Consider the following 18,707-nt stretch of genomic DNA (forward strand, 5'->3'; position numbering starts at 1 on the left):
GACCTAGTTCCAAGGTACGTTGTTTTTTTTTAATTAGATTGACGCTTACGTTTATTTCGTATGACAAATAGTGTTCCAATTATCACTGCACTAATACCTAAAATAATAGTACTCATTGGTGATTCGACGCCTGTACCAGGAAGTTTCGAATCTGCAGAGTCTTTTGTTTGAGTAGGGTTATTAGGATCCACTGGATCAATTGGTTTAATTGAATCGATTGATTTCGTTTTTTCTAACGCTCTTATAGCATCATGGAGTTCAATCATGATTGCATCAATAACATGTTGACTATCAGCATCTTGATTTTCTAACATCGTAATTGCATTTTTAAGGATGGATTCAAATTTAGTCCAACTTTCCTCAGTATATTCATCTTTTTTAAGAGTTTTGGATGTTTCAACTAATGCTTGTAAGGCATCATAATTTACATCTTTCTCTGAGGTAAGTTCAAGATTACTCATTGCTTTCGTTAATGTTTGAACCATTTCATCAATAGATAATTGAATAGCTTCTTCATTATCATAAAGTTCTTTTGCACTTATAAGGACTGTTTCAAACTCTTTCCAACTTAATTTAGTATATAATTCTGGTTTTAGTTCTGAACCTTGTTCAATAAGAGTTTTTAAGTGTGTCTTATCTGCAGTAATAATTTTTTTACCATAGTTTAAAGCATAAGTTCCAAGCTCATGAGTCTTGAATACAAGTGCATCATCTACGTACTCAGCATTGACTGGTGTCCATGTTCCATCTGCTTGTAGATGGAGTAGTTCAGTCGCTGGTTGCGATGCTTTCATGAAAATAAATTGACGAGTCGAACGTGTTGGAATTGTTACAGTAACTTCACCATTAAGTGGTTTCACTTCAATACCGTTACGTACAAGACTCATATTGTAAATATCTACATCAATCATTTTTTCTTCAAATTCTTTTTTGAGTGCTTCATCTTTAGTTACATTAAGTATATCTGTGTCTTCAATAACATTTGAAAGACCAGTCATACTTATATTAAATTCTTTGTTCTCTAATGTGACTTCGTAAGGTGGTACTACTTTCTCAATGCGAACATTATCTAATACAACATCTTTGTAACTTCTAAAGTTTGCTTCTTTATTCGAGGAATCTTGAAGATTAGAAGATGCGTTTGTTGAATTGATACCAAACCATATTTGTCTAGACTCTGATTTTGCTTTGTAATCAAATGAAACTTTGTATGTTTTTCCAACCTTAAAGCAGAAATTTTAAGTGAATGTTTGATGAAAAAAAGTTTCAAGTTATGTTAAACCGTTTGTTTTCAAAGTCCAATCTCTATCAGTTACATCTGAGATTTTCTTACTGTTCCAACCGCATTGAATGTATGGTTCACGCTTTTCAGATAAATTAGCTCTGTTATGTTCAACACTTTAAATATTACCATCACGAAAAAGTAAATACCTTAGGCGCTGTTTTTTTAAGTATTGGAAGAATAAATTTTCTTTTATATGAGGATTATCCATAGGAATATTTTTTCATGTTCGGAATCAATCATTATAGTTGCCTTATATATTATCCATGCTATATTAATGTTAGGTTTTGGTATTTAAAAACCTAATTATGGACAATATTTTTTTATTTAAGAAAGTAAAACAATATGTTCACAATTCTAATGTATCTGGTGAATATAGGAAGGAGTATTTAAGTACTAAACAGCTACATTTCTGAGATAAATAATTTATCAACTTTTTGTTTTACAATTGTTGACTATGAGTGAATCCAAACCTACGTCGAAATGAATCATAACATTAAGAGGAGATAATATTAGATTATGTACAAAAAAAATAATAGAATACTAATTGTGTTTTTGCTTATATTTTCATTTGTAATAACTTCCGTATCAATTTATGGGGATCATACACCAAAATCGGGGAGAGATATCAAACTGCTTTTATTAGAAAAAAATTCAAATTTGTTTACAAACACAGAGGTCAACATTAAGAATAATTCTGGTGAAATACTCGATAAATATACTGAAGATAGTTATTTAGAAATAAATATGAATTGGTCAATACCCGAAGAATTAGAGGGGAAGTTGCAACAAGGTGATTTTTATGATTTAGATATACCTAATAATTTGACGGATATATCTATTCATAAATCCGAGAATATACAACTTAATAAAGATACGATTCGAATCTATATTGATACTAATCTTTCGGGTTATTTAAAATTTAATGCTAAATTAAAAGATTCGGATTTTCAAGAAGAAATAATAGAATTTAAAGATGCGATTACAACTCAAAGTATTGTTATCACGCGTAAAGAGGTCTCGGATTTAGGTGCAAGCTCAGAAAACAGTGCTGTCAAGGATTCAGTAAGTGAAGATGATACTCATTTACAGAGCGTAGCGCAATTTTCGAAACCGAGTTCAATTGCAGTATCACGCTTCAAAGTTTATACAGAACCAACCAAAACTACATACTTGTCTGGAGAAGAAATAGTTTTTTATGTGGGTGTTTCTCTTACCGATGAAAGTTCTACATTGTCCAATGCACATCTAAGTGTAAGAATCCCCAAAAAAAATATTGTAAAATCAACCCTATCAGCTTCCGATATTTCTAGTCAACTGAATAAAAAAATTAGTGAAATTGATGATTATTATATAATTGATTATGAATTAAAACCTCTGGGAGCCGGAGCAAGTTTAGACATTCCTTTCAAGTTTGAAACACATAACGGTGAAACTCCAAATGGATTTGCCATCTCGGTTGAAGCATCAATATCAAAAGATGACAACGATATGTTATCTTCCGATGCATTAGATTTTACCATTAATACAAATAAGCCGAAGATTGAAAAATTCATATATAACGGAAATTTCAAAACTAATAAAGACATGAATACTGTTCTTGCAGGATACGAAAAAAATAAAGAGCAAACAATGCTTTCCGAGTCTCTAACGGATTTAGAATATGTTCGCTTCAGCTATTCACTGTCCACAGGTGACTCTGCAGAGTCAGCTGGTTCAAGACTCTATGATCACGTTGTGATCGAAGATAAAATTCCTGATGATGCCGTCTTTGTCGCTGAAGATAATAAAGGCTGGACTTTTGATGAAAAAAATCGGATAGCAAAATACGTGTTCGAAAGTGAACAAGGTGTACATCTTGTTCCCAACTTGTTTTTAGATAAGGTATTCTTGAAGTTGAAATTTCCTAATGCCAAGGTTGGGGTCACACGAATTAATAATGTTACTGCAACATCGACACCCAAAAATATGGATAGTTTAGAGAGTCCTGATATTGTTTCAGACGATATTAAATTCGTATTGAAAGCAAGACCAAAAACACTTATAAACGGTTCCAAATCTATATCATATTCTGAATTTTATGATTATCAAAAAGATAGAGAAAAAGTATTTACTTGGAACTTGACAGCGAGTAATGCGATTGGTGGAGAGGAGCAGTTTGTGACCCTTGGTAGTCTTGAAATAAAAGATTATGGTCTAGATGAGCGACTCAAATATACGGAATTAAAAATTCCTAAACAAGAATATTTTAAAGGCACTTTATCTATAATCGCTTTGATGAAAGATGGAAATCGAATTATTTTAGGAAATGATTTATCGACAGAAAATGATCAATCATTTAAGCTTAATGAAGAAACTGTATCAATATCGATTTTAACTTCTGAAGATAGTGTTATCGAAAATAGTAAATCATTAAAAGTGTACATCGATACGATGCTTAGAGACACAGAACTGGATGTAGTGCCAGATAATGTGGTGGTGACATACTTAGAAAATAAAGCAGACTTCAACATAAGCACAAAAGAGGGACAAACTGAAACTAATTCAGTGCGATCCACCATACGCTTTTATAAAGTACGTCCAAGTGTTACATTAAATAAAAAAATCGAAAATTCAAAAAAAGATTATTTTATGGATGATTTAATAAAATACTCGTTGAGTTTAGACTTTAACAATTTTTTAGGTGATTCTAACTACATTGATGGAACTAAAATTGTCGATATTTTGCCGATTGGAAACGATTATATTAATGGGTCATCAAACGTGAAAATTGCTTCAAACGTATCAAGTAATATAAAATCACATGTTAATGATCCAGAAATCATCCATAACTATAAGGAATCTGGTCAGACGGCATTAGTATGGGATTTAGGAAAACTAGAATATAAAGGGAATAATAGCATGGGTTACATGCGTGGTTCTGTTATCGTTAGTTACTCTACACGCTTAACTAGTTTTGCGAGTCAAGGTCAGAACAAAAATGAAGCATACCTTTCATGGGTAAATTCGGATATTGTTAAAGCTGCAGGTGAAACGCAAAAAGATTTATACGATCTAAATAACAATGGTGATTATGAAGAGTTGATAAGTAAATCGAACGTTCAATTTAACTATGTACCACCACGTGAACTTTTAATTCGCAAAGAAGTTAAGGGCTCATTAGATTCGCGTTATCTGTTGCCACCAAGTAAAGGATTGAGTGAACTTGATACTCTTGTGAGCTATCGTTTTAGAATGGATAATTATTCAATTACAGATATCAAAACACTGTCATTTATTGACTTAATTCCAGATTTGAACGATAAAACAGCGAGTGAAGATGTGACTCAAGGATCAAAGCGAATTCCTAGAAATTCTAATTTTAAATTAATGCTTAGTGGACATATCACTCTTCCCGAAGGGTTGAATGTATACTACACGACAGATACTATCCCTGATGACATTAGAGATTTCTATAAAAATGCGATATGGCAATCTCATTTAGACGACTATCAATCTGCTACTGCATTTAAAATAGAATTAGAGAATGGATTTGTATTCGAAAGTGGAAAAGGCTTTGCATTTGATATAGATTTCAAGGTGCCCAATAATCTTAAATTAAATGATGGAGACAAGGCAGTGAACTCATTTGGTGTGTCTACATCTTCAAATCTCGATTTTTTCGAGTCAAATATTTCCACTCTGGAAATTGTCAAATATGCGGTGACTGGAACGGTATTTGACGATTTTAACGAAGACGGAGTTTTTGACAAAACAATTGATGACACGATTGCAAAGCATCGTGTTCGGCTAGTCGATCAAGATGGAAACGAGGTTGTAGATAAAGATGGGAAACCGTATGAAACTGTTACCGATGAGCATGGAAACTATACGCTTAATGTGTTGCATCAAGGAACTTATCGTGTCAAAATTTTGACACCAGAGGGTTTTGAAATCACAAAAACAGTGGAAGAATCTAACGGTTCTCACCTAGAGAATAACTCATCGCAAATTTCTAAAGAATTTACTCTTAATAGCGATAATCGTAAAGCGATTATCAATGCTGGTTTTTATAAAAAAGATACCTCTGTTGAAGTAGTTAAAGTACTAACTAATCATCAGGGCGATATTATCAAAAAAGAACAGAGTTTTGAGTTCCTAGTTCACATTGAAAACAAAAATGATGGATTAGATTCAATGATACCTTATTCAGGTAACGGAGCTATCTTACAAGAAGATTCCGAAAATAGAGTGAGTGTGATTCAAATCAAGGATGGTAAAGTTCAAATACCGGCTAATCATAAACTAATTATTAGTGGACTGCCTAAATTTAGCAAGTTGACAATTGTTGAACAAAACTCTGGTAAGTATGATGTAGAAGGAGGAATTATTGATACAATAACGGACAAAACGCATAAGTCTTTCACAGTTATCAACACATTGAAGAACGAAAAAACGAGCGTCACCGCACAAAAGGTATGGCTTGGTGGACCAATTATTAAACCGGATGTAAGTCTACAACTTTATCGAAACGGTAGTCCGTATCTTACACCAATTATTCTTCAAAATGGCAACACAGAATACACATGGGATAACCTAGATAAAACTGATCTTGAAGGTAATGTTTACAGTTATACTATTGATGAACTTAATGTTCCTGAAGATTATGCTAAGACCGTTAATGGAACTACGATCACAAATACTTATCTTCAAAAATTTAAAGATATTGAAGTTACAAAAGAATGGATTGGAGGACCTAAGGATAAACCAACGGTAAAAATCAACTTATTTGCGAACGGAATTATAGTAGGAGAAACAGCAATTCTCGAAAGTGGTTCTTCTAATTATATATGGAAAGATATGCCGGTAACTGATTTATTAGGGAACCCAATTTCGTATACAGTAGATGAGATTAATGTACCGCATGATTATAGTAAACATGTAGATGAATTTAAGATAACTAATACATATACTCCTGGAAAGCAATCAGTTCAAGTACAAAAAGTATGGGTTGGTGGTCCAAAAGAGAAACCAACAATCTCAGTGCAACTATATAGAAATAATATTGAGTTTGGAGAAGTTGTTGAAATGAGTCCGGGTGTGACGACGTATATATGGGAGAATCTCGATGTTGCGGATGAAAACGGTAATACTTATGTATATACTATTGATGAAATTGATGTTCCCAAAAGTTATAAAAAATCAATTCAGGGGACAATTTTAACAAATACGTACGAACCAGAGGTTATTGATCTTGTTATGAATAAAAAATGGATTGGTGGTCCAATAGATAAACCAAGTATAGAAATTGCTTTATTTGCTAATAATAATAAAGTGGGAGAATCTATCTATTTAACTTCCGGAAAAAGCACTTATACTTGGACTAATATGCCATTAACGGATATAAATGGAAATTTAATCCTTTATCATGTCGATGAAATAGAAGTACCATTGGGTTATGTTAAAACAATTAAAGGAATGACAATTACGAATACTTTCATGCGAGAGGATGATATCAACAGTGATACTAATAAACCTGAATCTTCAGATGAAAAACAAAATCATCTACTCAATAAAGATGAAAAACTACCAAGTACAGGGCAACAATCTGTGTATGGTAGAATCGGTTTGATTATATTATTTAGCGGTGTAATGGCATTGTTAATTTCAAACAAAAAGCGAAACAAATAGTTTTTATAGGATTTACTTATAACTATACTACGAAAATATATAACTTCAAATCGAAATGTGTTGTAGATTTTAGTGAAAGTAGTAGGGTTGAGATGAGAATACAAGAAAAGGCCTCATATGAGGCTTTTTTTTAATTCTATAATAATTTAGTTTCTTTTGAACAAACGTATCCTGTGTGATTGCGACAATATGTAGGAGTACTTTAATTTCTTGATGAACTTGAAATCTGGTTTGTATCGGTGTGGAATTAAGTTAATAATGCTGATTAGATGAAACACACATTCATTGAATTGAATGTGTCTCTTATTCAATTAGGTTGATATGAACACTAATTTATATTGTGAAATGGTCATATTTTTAACTCGTTACGGCCTTAATCTTAGCAAGATAACAGTTCAAATATATGAATAAAGAGTTGCAACTCTACTATATCCACGCTAAGAATCAGCCACGGTCCATTGAAGAAATGAAACATGAGATATTTCGCACTCACTTAAAGCAAGAATTTGATATTGCAGGAAAGATCATAGTTTTGAGTACCGACTTTACTTAGTTCAGAGGATGGGATGGTAACTTCCAATACAACTGCATTATTCTAGACCTTTCGCATCGAATCATTGTCGCAACTAAGACAGGTCGGTTGATGTCAAGTGGGATGCTAGAGTAAGATTAGAAACAGCACTGTTATCACAGAAAGAACGACCAAAAGACTTAATTCTTCATAGCGACCAGAGAACCAATTCTCATCGTAGGATTTCACAGAATATTGTTAAAAAATGAAATTACTCAAAGTATGAACAAGGCAGGATGTCCTTATAATAATATAGTGTTGGAACAATTCTCTAGAACTATGAAATTGGAACTTAGCCTCCGATTTTAATTCAGCAACGAGAAGCTGTAATACTATAATATATATTTGGGTGTTATAACCTGATAGACCGCATGCATCAAGTGGTTATTAAAGTTCAAACGAAATCAGAAATACTTATATCTATTTATATAGAAGTGTTCAAAAAAACTTTACCATTAGAAAGAACGTTTGATTAATAATTTAGAACCTAAAAAATCACTTGTTATATTTGAAGCAATCGAGGTTTCGAAGTTATTCCTTGGTTTGATGACTTATGTAAATTGAATGAAGAGGTTGTCGGGGAAGTTATGACTAGAAATTCATCTAAATAATTCAAGTAAATATTGACTATATTGTAATTTATTTTTAGATAGTTAACCCAACAAACCAATACTTGAATTTTGTCAACTTATGATTATAATGAGTGCGTTTTTAATATATTGAAATGTAGAAATGGTAGAAATTTTTTATGAAACTATTTATAAATATTTCAAGTAAATCTGATGCTAGATTACTTCAAAGACATTACCTTTGGGAATAATAGAATTAGTTGAATTCAGTATGGAAGAAACAATTAGTGATACCTATTGTGAGAACATTATGATGGATAAAGGTTTCCTTTACCCAACATTGACATTGTTAAGAAAATAATACCAGAAGGCAATAATATTGCCTTGATCGATATAAAAAAACCATCATTGGTGTATTAGATAGGCATAAGGAACTAATAGACAGCCTATTCAGCAATGAAAAAGTAAATCACTTAAAAATATGTTGGAATTAATGAAAGAAGGTAATCAATTCAAACAAGATATATTAAAGAAGTAAAAAGAATGCGAAATATTACTGATATAAGTACCAATGTACATAGCAAGTGGTTTCGTAACCCAACAGGTATAGATGCTAATTGTGACTTGGAATTACTTAAAGAAGAAAAATTAATAAAGGTTTTAGAGGATAATGATTCGACAATAACGTTTAACATAAACTGGCAAAAAATAAGAAATAAACTGATTGCATAAGTTTATTTCTCTGTTGTTTATCTACCTTTAGCGAAGTTTGCAAAGATTAACCAGTCAGATGATATTACAAAATGACTCTCTTAATTGACAGAGTGTTTATAATATAAACTTTTGTTAGTAACATGCTTCACGCTTATAAGTGAAGAAAAAAACTATTGAAAACATATTATTTTTAAATTTTGGATTGTATCTAATCAAATACATGATATAATAATTATAGTAAATCGATATAAGTTATATCTTAGAAGGAAAAGTAACTGTGCAGTTTGTGCAGGATTGCTTGTCCCACCAGAATTTTAGAAAACAGCCGCTGTAAAGCGGTTTTTTTATATATCCGCAACTTATTATTCATCATTAAAACAAGATGAATAATGTGATATGATAGAACATATAGAAGAAATAAAGGGGTAACTATGACAACGAACTTACATGCAAAATTATTTGGTGCGGCAGATCATTTACGAAGTAAAATGGATGCTTCAGAGTATAAGAATTATTTATTAGGTTTAATTTTCTACAAATATCTTTCGGATAAGTTGCTCGTTGAAGTTGTAGAACTTTCGGGTGCAGAAATCCAACACTATCCTACTAAGGAACTTCAAGTAAAGCTTTATCATGAGTTAACAGTAGATTCAGATGCTAAGGAAGCATTAGAAGATGCGATAATCGATAAATTAGGTTACACCATTAAGGAAGAATTCTTGTTCTCGGAACTTGCTGACAAGGCAATACAAAATATATTTCAATTAAATGACTTAAAGCAAGCATTTCAAAATTTATCATCTTCTTTTGACCAGTTTAATGGGCTGTTTGATGACGTAGATCTAAGTTCGAGAAAGCTCGGTTCTGACGATCAACAACGTAATATTACAATTACTGAAGTTATGAAACAACTTAATGATATTGATGTTTTAGAACATAACGGTGATGTGATTGGTGATGCTTACGAATACTTGATTTCACAATTTGCATCGGATGCTGGGAAAAAAGCGGGAGAATTCTATACTCCGCATGAAGTATCGGTCATGATGGCCCGCATTGTTGCTTTAGGACAAGAAGATAAAAGACTCTTTAGTGTCTATGACCCAACCATGGGTTCGGGCTCTCTAATGCTTAATGTTCGTAAATACTTAAACCATCCTGATACTGTTAAGTATCACGGACAAGAACTTAATACAACAACTTATAATTTGGCAAAGATGAATCTAATTCTTCACGGTGTTGAAAATGAGGACATGAACATTCGCAATGCGGATACACTGAATAAAGATTGGCCAACAGAAGAGCCATATCTCTTCGACTCAGTTCTTATGAATCCTCCGTATTCCGCCAAATGGTCAGCTGATGATAAATTTTTGGATGAGCCACGTTTTAATCGATACGGAAAACTAGCTCCTAAATCTAAAGCGGATTTTGCATTTTTACTTCATGGATTCTACCATTTGAAAGACTCAGGAACTATGGCGATTGTATTGCCTCATGGCGTACTCTTTAGAGGTGGTGCAGAAGGGGTTATTCGTGAAAAATTATTGCGTGATGGTAGTATTGATGCAATTATCGGAATGCCAGCAAATCTCTTCTTTGGAACCTCCATTCCAACAACTGTCATTGTCCTAAAGAAAAATAGAATGAATCGTGATGTGCTGTTCATTGATGCAAGTAAAGAATTTGTGAAAAATAAAAATCAAAACAAGCTTGATGATGTGTATATCGATAAGATTGTGGAAACATATAAGAACCGCAAGACTCTTGAGAAGTATTCATATGTTGCGTCGTTTACTGAAATTGAAGAAAATGACTTTAACCTTAATATTCCAAGATATGTCGATACCTTTGAAGAAGAGGAACCTGTAGATCTTTTTAAGGTTGGCGAGGAAATGAGAGTTCTAAAAAGAGAGAAGCAAGAATTGAAACAAGAATTGCTTAAAATGATGCAACAATTGAAATACTCCGAAGAAGACGCGGCTTGGATGCAGGGAGCATTTGAGGTAATAGACGATGAAAAATAAACCTGATATTAGATTCGATGGATTTAATGAGGATTGGGAACAATGTAAATTGATCGATATAGTAAATCGAGTTAATAAGTCCTCGAATTCAAATGTGTTGCCTAAAGTTGAGTTTGAAGACATTGTTTCTGGAGAAGGAAGATTAAATAAAGACGTTTTTTTAAAATTAGATGATAGAAAAGGGATTTTGTTTGAGCCAGAAAACATCTTGTATGGTAAACTGCGTCCTTATCTCAAAAATTGGCTGTTTCCTAATTTTAGTGGAGTTGCATTAGGTGATTTTTGGGTTTTTAAAGCAACAAATATTAGTGTTCCGTCTTTTGATTTTTATCTGATTCAATCAGACAATTATCAAAAAGTTGCAAATGATACTTCTGGTACAAAGATGCCACGGTCTGACTGGAAAAAAATTTCTGCAACTGATTTTGCTATCCCTGGCAAGCAAGAACAACACCAAATCGGGGTATTCTTCCAGTCATTAGATAATCTCATCACCCTTCATCAGCGTGAGTTAGAAAACTATAAACTATTAAAAAAAGGATTTTTGCAAAAACTCTTTCCTTCAAATGGTGATACAAATCCTTCAATTCGATTTGATGGATTTACTGACGCTTGGGAACAGCGCAAGCTAGGGGATGAGTTTGAAAAGGTTAATGAACGTAATGATGGAACCTTTGGAAAGGATAAATGGATTTCAGTTGCAAAAATGTACTTTCAAGAACCTGAAAAAGTTCAATCAAACAATATTGATACTCGAACTTATGTAATGCGAGAAGGCGATATTGCATTCGAAGGTCACCCAAATGCTAATTTTAAATTTGGCCGTTTTGTTGCAAATGATATTGGTGCAGGTGTCGTTTCCGAACTTTTTCCAATATACAGACATAAAGTAGAATACGACAATAATTATTGGAAACATGCGATTCAGCTTGAAAGTATTATGCAACCCATTTACGCTAAGTCAATTACGTCTTCCGGTAATTCTTCGAACAAACTAGATCCTAAGCACTTTTTAAGACAAGCAGTTTATGTGCCTAGAATAGATGAGCAGTATGAAATTGGGGGGTTCTTTAGGAACCTCGACAACCTCATCACCCTTCATCAGCGTGAGTTAGATAATTATAAAGAATTGAAAAAAGGATTCCTACAAAAGATGTTCGTATAGTTTGAATAATAGGGGGCTACTATGAGTAGAAAATATGATAATGAATTAGAGTTAGAGCGTAAATTAATTGAGAGTCTTGGAGAGGGTCATAATCAATGGACGTATCGTTCTGACTTAAAAAGCGAAGCGGATTTATGGAGCAATTTAAGAGAAAAAATAATACGAAATAATTTGGATGCATTAAATGATGTAATGCTCACAGATTATGAATTTGAGCTGATTAAAACGGAGTTGTTAAGTAAAACAACAACGCCTTTTAATGCTGCGAAGTGGTTAAAAGGCGAAAATGGCATTGCCCGTATCACGATTGATCGTGAGGATGTATCACTTGGATCGTTGTCGCTAGTGTTGTATTCAAACCGAGATATTGGTGGAGGGATATCATCCTATGAAGTTGTAAATCAAATTGCGACCAAACCATCGAATGCGGATGGAAGAGATCGTCGTTTTGATATCACATTATTGATTAACGGTCTACCTATTGTTCAAATTGAATTAAAACAAGTACGCGCCAAAGACGGATTCTACCAAGCTTTCAGACAAATAAAAAAATACGCAGAGGAAGGATTGTTTAGAAACAATATTTTTTCTACGCTGCAATTATTTGTCATTTCAAATGAACAGACAACGCGTTATTTTGCGAATGCAATGCCCGAGCAGATGAATGAAAAGTTTTTATTTAGCTGGCGTACAAAAGATAATGAGCGCATTGAGGATATTTATGAATTCTCAAAACAGGTTCTAAATATACCGGATGCGCATCGCCTTATTGCAGATTATACTATTGTGAGTGAAGATCAAGATAACAAAACACTGATGGTCTTGCATCCTTATCAAATCCATGCAATTGAATCATTATATCGTGCAGCAATGCAACATCAATCCGGATATATCTGGCATGCTACAGGGTCAGGGAAAACATTAACCAGTTTTGTATCCACGAAATTATTAGCCCGAAAAACAGGTATCGATCGTACAATCATGCTTGTGGATCGCAAAGATTTGGATAATCAAACAACGGGCGAGTTTACCAAGTTCGCATCTGAATTTAACACTGGGATATCAACCGGGACAGCATCTTCAAATAGCTTGATTGTAGGTACGGGAAGTTCACGAGAACTCAGTGAAGCACTGCTTTCAGAATCCAATACGAATACCATTATTGTAACAACGCGACAAAAGCTTGACGCGGCGATGCGATATGCAGAAAATCTTGAACTAGAACGTGGTACCCAACGGTTTAAAAAATTAGTTGGGTCTCATATCGTATTTGTTGTCGATGAGTGTCATCGTGCAGTGAGTTCAGAAGGTATGGAAGAGATTAAGAAATTATTCCCTAACTCGACTTGGTTTGGTTTTACCGGTACCCCAATTTTTGAAGTGAATAAAAAACAAGCGCAAGGACGACTTGCTCGAACTACCGAAGATCAGTATGGGCCTTGCTTACATACGTATACAATTAAGAATGCTCTTGATGATCACTCTGTTTTAGGATTTCAGGTGGAGCATGAAGATACCGTTGGGTCTCTGGAACTAGATAATGCGATTTTTAGATTCATGCGACATTCAGATGCAAAGAATGATCTTTCCGATAACGAACTGAATGAAGTAATTAATAAAATGGAACCAATTGATAAAGAGAAATATTTATCAAATAGTCATTATGATAATCAAAAGCATATCGACACAGTTATTTATAAAATATTAAAACCTGATAGTGCATCCATTAAGTTTAAATTCAAAAATGGTAAACCGACTATGTCTGCAATCTTAACAACGTCCTCGATTGATATGGCAAAGCGGTACTATAAGTCAATCAAAGCATTTACTGAGAAAGAAAAGTGGCATGAAATAAATTATGCGGATGCGAAACTGCGCGAAGGGTATGCAATTGATGATCCGGACTTTCCACGTGTTGCGATTACGTACTCGTTACAAGAAAATGATGATCAAGCTTACGAGATTCAAAATGAAATGAAAGAAATTATTAATGATTATAACCGAGCTTACGGTACATCATGGCGTGTTGAAGACATCGATCGTTATAATGGCGATATTAATAATCGCCTCGCACGAAAAAAAGGGGAGTATAAAATTCCGGGGAATCAAGTTGATCTCGTGATTGTGGTTGATCGCTTGCTTACTGGATTTGATGCACCGACAATTCAAACACTGTTCGTTGATCGAAATTTGATGTATGCAAATCTTATTCAAGCATTTTCTCGAACCAATCGTACTTACCCTGGGAAAGAAAAAGGTCTCATTGTAACATTTAGAAAACCCGAAACAATGGTGAAGAATGTAGAAGAGGCGACTTTACTCTATTCAAATGATAATACGAATGATAGCGGTCTGATTTATCCTTCGTACGAGGAATCAAAACGTAAGTTTGATAAAGCATCATTAAAATTCAATAAGCTAGTCAAAGGGCCGATAACGTTCAGTGAGGATGCACCCATTGAGAACAACATCGAATTTGTGAAAGCCTATCAAGAACTAACACGATCTTACGAGGCCTTAGTCACTTATGACGATTTTAATGAAGTGATTGCGACGTCAAAGACATTACAAGAAAAAGTAGCGTTATTACATGATAATGAAGGACTTTATCAAACTATCAAAGCTTCATTGATGCTCGAAGAAACTGAGAAAAAAGAACCTATGGATTTAGGGGATGTGGAATTTTATAGTGATATTGCATCAACGATATATGATGTTGATTCAGCTTATATTACGAAATTACTGGGCTTGTACGCACCTTATAATTCATCAGTGCGTGAAGACATCGAAAAAGCAATGGACAAACTAAACAAATCTGAATTCATTAAAAATATCTATAGAGCTATATTAAATGATATTGACTCAGGAATAATTAAGCCTGACGATGATACACAAGCGGTTAAGCGATATTATTTCAGTGAAGCGAGAGATTCAACGATCAGCCTGTTTGCGCAGGAATGGTGTGTCTCTGAAGATGAATTGATGATTTCAGCGGTTCAATATCGCATTGGTATGGAAACCCCTCCCAATATTGGAAGAATAACGAGTTCGATGAACGCTTCCGACTATGGTAAGCGACACAGTATTGATAAAGTAATACCTTTTATATATCATGCGAAAATTAAAGAGGCATGGTCAGATCTTCTAAATCATCAAATACTTGAAATTGATGCGGAATTGAGTTAATAATTTTGACAAGATAAAAGACTCATTCAATTCTGAACTGCTCCCTGTCAAGTAGACAGGTGAAATAAATAAAATATCCAAGATGATTTATCACTTTATGATGAATCATCTTTTTTATGCTACAAGTGACTGCATTTGTTTTTCTCTAATGTTTGACCAGTAAGCTTCAATCTTCTTGTTAGTTGGAATCGCGTAGACTACAGGTGTCTCTGTTCCTAGCGCTTCAGTTCGAACCATCATTGGTGTTTTGTTTTTGAAGCGTTTCTGAAGTCTCTTGTTGTTATAAAAATCAATATACACTTCAATTGCTTTCTTCAATTCGCTTCTTGTACTGAATTCATTAGGGTAGTACATTTCTGATTTGATTGTTCCCCAAAATCCTTCCATAGGACCATTATCAATACAATGTCCCACTCTAGACATACTTTGCATCACTCCTTGATCTTCTAGCTGTTTCCTAAATGCCCTACTTGTGTATTGGAATCCGCGGTCACTGTGAAATAAAGGTTTTGCCTCTGGATATCTCGCGATAGCTTTATGATAAGTATCAAACACAAGTTGATTATTGTTCCGATCACTTATTTGATACGCCACAACACTTAAATCATAAAGATCAATAATCGCACTGAGATATAGTTTCTTACTTGAACCTTTAATCTTAAATTCTGTGACGTCTGTCAGCCATTTTTCATTCGGTTTTGCGGCAAAGAAATTTCGATTTAAAATATTTTCAGCTGTGATTTCAGGAGTGCTTCGTGAATATTTTTTAGACTTTTGACGAATCACTGATTTCACCCCTAGCATCTTCATGAGTCTATGAATCCTCTTCGAGTTATATTGAACGCTATTCAACTCATTGATCCAATCCGTCATGCGTCGATAGCCTAAGATATGTCCAAATAGTTCATCATAATCAAGAATGAGATTGCAAAGCTCATGATTTTCAATTTCATTGCTTGTTTCAACACGATGCGTCCATTTATAATAACTACTTCTTGCGATTTTAAGTACCTTACACATCCACTGAATACTCCAGCCATGTTTATGATGTAGTTCCTGCACTGCGAGATACTTTACTTCTTGTTTTGCTTTGGAGAATATCGCCCCCTTTCGATTTCCTTCACTTTTTTTAATAGAATGTTCTCGCGTTCTTTCAGTTCGAGTTGTCTTTCAAGTAGTTTTACTTTACGTTCTAAACGTTCTTCATTACTAAGTTGATCTTCTTGTTTTCGCTTGCCACGTTTATCAAGAAGACCATCATCTCCCAATTCGTTATACTTTTTCACCCACTGATAAACCTGAGCATAAGAAAGTTCATAGCGCTCAGCAGTCCCCTTATAATCGTAGTCATGTTCAATACAATATGCGACAATTTCCTGACGCTCCTCAATTGTTGTTTTTCTACCTTTTGTCATATAGACTTCTCCTTTAGGATCGTAATCCTTTATAGTTTCAAGTCTATTATACTTTTTTATCCATCCGCGCAAAACCTCATGGGAACTTATACCATATTTAATACTAATATCTTTAAGAGAACCTGCGCCTTCAAGATAATCCCTAATTGCGGATTCCTTGAGCTCTTTCGAATAACTTTTGTTTCGATCTTTATCTGAAAAAACTTCAATACCATAAGTTTGATACTTTTTCACCCAACTACGTAATGTACTAGAATCAATAGATAATTCTTCAGCTATTTCTGGTGCACCTTTTATGCCATTCAAATATTCATTAATTGCTTGTTCTTTTATTTCGGCTGGATATTTATTCTTTCTCCCCATAGAAAAAGCTCCTCCTTTTTTGTAGTGCCCGATTTTATTTATTTCGGGTGTCTACTTTAAGGGGAGCTTATCATTCAATGAATGAGTCTTTTGTTCGACTAAGTTGCTCCAAATATTTATTAGTGGTATTTAATGTGAACTTTGTAAACTAAAACACTAAAATTTATTATTTAGAAATTTTAGAGAAAAAAACTTGTATACAAACTCATACATGATATAATAATTATAGTAAATCGACTTAAGTTATATCTTAGAAGGAAAAGCACTTCTGCAGTTTGTGCAGGATGGCTTATCCCACCATTTAAAATTTAGACTCACTTTTAAGTGGGTTTTTTGTGTTTTTAATTTTAAAGGTTACCAAAAAGTTACCAAAGTTATGAGAATATAAAATACTCACTAATTTCGACACAACTTTGAGAAACTTTATGAATTCAAGGCATGTTCTATACATACCATGATTCACTAAAAAAACAACGCACCATCAAAGGGAACTGACCTAGTTCCGTGGGACTAAAGAAAAAAACCTCTTGTATGAGAATTATTGTAAAATAGTTCAATATAGGAGGTTTTTATATGGGAACACGAACTATGCATAGCTATGAGACAAAGATGAAAGTTATAGAAATGAAATTGGCAGGATACTCAAGCAGGTTTATTCAGACTGAACTTGGAATAAAAAATGTAACACAAGTCAAAACATGGTGGAGATGGTATCGAAATGGTGAACACTATCGATTTTCTCAACCTGTAGGCAAGCAATATACTTTTGGAAAAGGGCCTGAAGGAGACACGGTCGAAGAAACACAAAGACTTAGAATTAAATCTTTGGAGCAACAAATTGAACTATTAAAAAAGTATTTGGAAAGAGAAAGGATGTGGTTCCTGAAATAATCATCAAGCTCGTTGAAGAGTATCGCAACACTGTATCAATTAAAGATATCTTGAATCTTTTTGGGGTACCTAAGTCAACGTATTACCGTTGGACTAAAAAAGAGCAACTAGATTCTAATAATTATTCTGTCAATGAAGCATTAGTAATTGAACTTTGTAAAGAAAATAAATTTCGTTATGGATATCGAAAAATAACTGCATTAATTCGAAAAGAAAGAATTATCAATAAGAATACTGTTCAAAAGATAATGCAGAAACACCAATGTCAATGCCGTGTTAAGGTCAAACGGTATCGAAAAAACAAAAATCCGAAGATCATTATGCCCAATATCATTAATCGCGACTTTAAATCACTACGTCCTCTAGAGAAATTGGTGACAGATATCACTTACATCCCTTATGGCCATAAAATGCTCTATTTATCTACGATCATGGATTTATATAATGGTGAGATTATTGCGTCTACATTGAGTGACAGACAAAACCTAGAATGTGTGGTTGATACATTAAATCAACTTCCGGATATCGTTCAGCCATGTATTCTTCATTCTGATCAAGGAAGTGTCTATACATCAAAAGAGTATCAACTTAGAGTAAAAAATAAAAGCATTACCATGAGTATGTCCCGTAAGGGGACACCCGCTGATAATGCTCCTATCGAATCGTTTCATGCCTCTCTAAAGTGTGAAACATTCGAATTAAACCCAGAACTAAAGGGTTCTACTGAAATTGTATCACAAACTGTGATAAACTATTTAAAATATTACAATGAAAATCGAATACAAGAAAAGCTAGGATATCAATCGCCCGTAAATTATCGGTTAACTTCATCCTAACTTGGTTTTTTCTTTAGT

Annotated in this window: 9 protein-coding genes and 2 pseudogenes; 7 read left to right on the forward strand and 4 right to left on the reverse strand. The window is 33.7% G+C overall.

The window, feature by feature from the left end:
- Positions 1-29: 29 nt before the first annotated feature.
- Complete coding sequence (locus NMG63_RS03680) at positions 30-998, reverse strand: LPXTG cell wall anchor domain-containing protein (RefSeq protein WP_254006369.1); 969 nt, start codon at positions 996-998, stop codon at positions 30-32.
- 273 nt (positions 999-1,271) lie between these two features.
- Positions 1,272-1,385: pseudogene (locus tag NMG63_RS09205) on the reverse strand (hypothetical protein); the annotation flags it as partial.
- Positions 1,386-1,801: 416 nt separating this feature from the next.
- Between NMG63_RS09205 and NMG63_RS03685 the strand changes: the two are divergent.
- The 6 genes and pseudogenes from NMG63_RS03685 (at position 1,802) to NMG63_RS03710 (ending at position 15,184) form a co-directional block, all read left to right on the forward strand.
- Positions 1,802-6,952, forward strand: coding sequence for a Cna B-type domain-containing protein (locus tag NMG63_RS03685; RefSeq protein WP_254006370.1), 5,151 nt, complete (start codon positions 1,802-1,804; stop codon positions 6,950-6,952).
- 345 nt (positions 6,953-7,297) lie between these two features.
- Positions 7,298-7,914: pseudogene (locus tag NMG63_RS03690) on the forward strand (DDE-type integrase/transposase/recombinase); the annotation flags it as partial.
- A 721-nt stretch (positions 7,915-8,635) separates the two neighbouring features.
- Positions 8,636-8,824 (forward strand): hypothetical protein, encoded by a 189-nt coding sequence (locus NMG63_RS03695; RefSeq protein ID WP_254006371.1) that lies wholly within the window; start codon positions 8,636-8,638, stop codon positions 8,822-8,824.
- Between the two features lie 413 nt (positions 8,825-9,237).
- Positions 9,238-10,833: a type I restriction-modification system subunit M gene (locus tag NMG63_RS03700; protein WP_254006372.1), complete on the forward strand. Its 1,596-nt coding sequence runs from the start codon at positions 9,238-9,240 to the stop codon at positions 10,831-10,833.
- Entirely contained in the window at positions 10,823-11,998 is a 1,176-nt protein-coding gene (locus NMG63_RS03705; RefSeq protein WP_254006373.1) for a restriction endonuclease subunit S, read from the forward strand. The genes NMG63_RS03700 and NMG63_RS03705 overlap by 11 nt, the downstream gene beginning before the upstream one ends.
- 21 nt (positions 11,999-12,019) lie before the next feature.
- A complete protein-coding gene (locus tag NMG63_RS03710) occupies positions 12,020-15,184 on the forward strand; it encodes a type I restriction endonuclease subunit R (RefSeq protein ID WP_254006374.1) in 3,165 nt (1,054 codons plus the stop codon).
- 114 nt (positions 15,185-15,298) lie between these two features.
- On the opposite strand, the gene NMG63_RS03715 is transcribed toward NMG63_RS03710, so the two are convergent.
- Both NMG63_RS03715 and NMG63_RS03720 read right to left on the reverse strand, forming a co-directional pair.
- Positions 15,299-16,318, reverse strand: a complete 1,020-nt coding sequence (locus tag NMG63_RS03715; RefSeq protein ID WP_367399273.1) for an IS3 family transposase — start codon at positions 16,316-16,318, stop codon at positions 15,299-15,301.
- The gene (locus tag NMG63_RS03720) at positions 16,258-16,962 is read right to left on the reverse strand and encodes a helix-turn-helix domain-containing protein (RefSeq protein WP_254006375.1); all 705 of its coding nucleotides are present in this window, start codon (positions 16,960-16,962) and stop codon (positions 16,258-16,260) included. Before NMG63_RS03720 ends, NMG63_RS03715 begins: the two co-directional genes overlap by 61 nt.
- A gap of 573 nt (positions 16,963-17,535) precedes the next feature.
- On the opposite strand from NMG63_RS03720, the gene NMG63_RS03725 reads away from it, so the two are divergent.
- Positions 17,536-18,689, forward strand: a protein-coding gene (locus NMG63_RS03725; protein ID WP_254006376.1) for an IS3-like element ISErh1 family transposase whose coding sequence is annotated in 2 segments (ribosomal slippage) — positions 17,536-17,809 and positions 17,809-18,689 — 1,155 coding nt in all. Because the reading frame shifts where the segments join, the coding sequence is not laid out codon by codon here.
- Positions 18,690-18,707: the final 18 nt, after the last annotated feature.

Origin of the sequence: Erysipelothrix amsterdamensis, from assembly GCF_940143175.1 — a bacterium.
Classification (GTDB): domain Bacteria; phylum Bacillota_I; class Bacilli_A; order Erysipelotrichales; family Erysipelotrichaceae; genus Erysipelothrix; species Erysipelothrix amsterdamensis.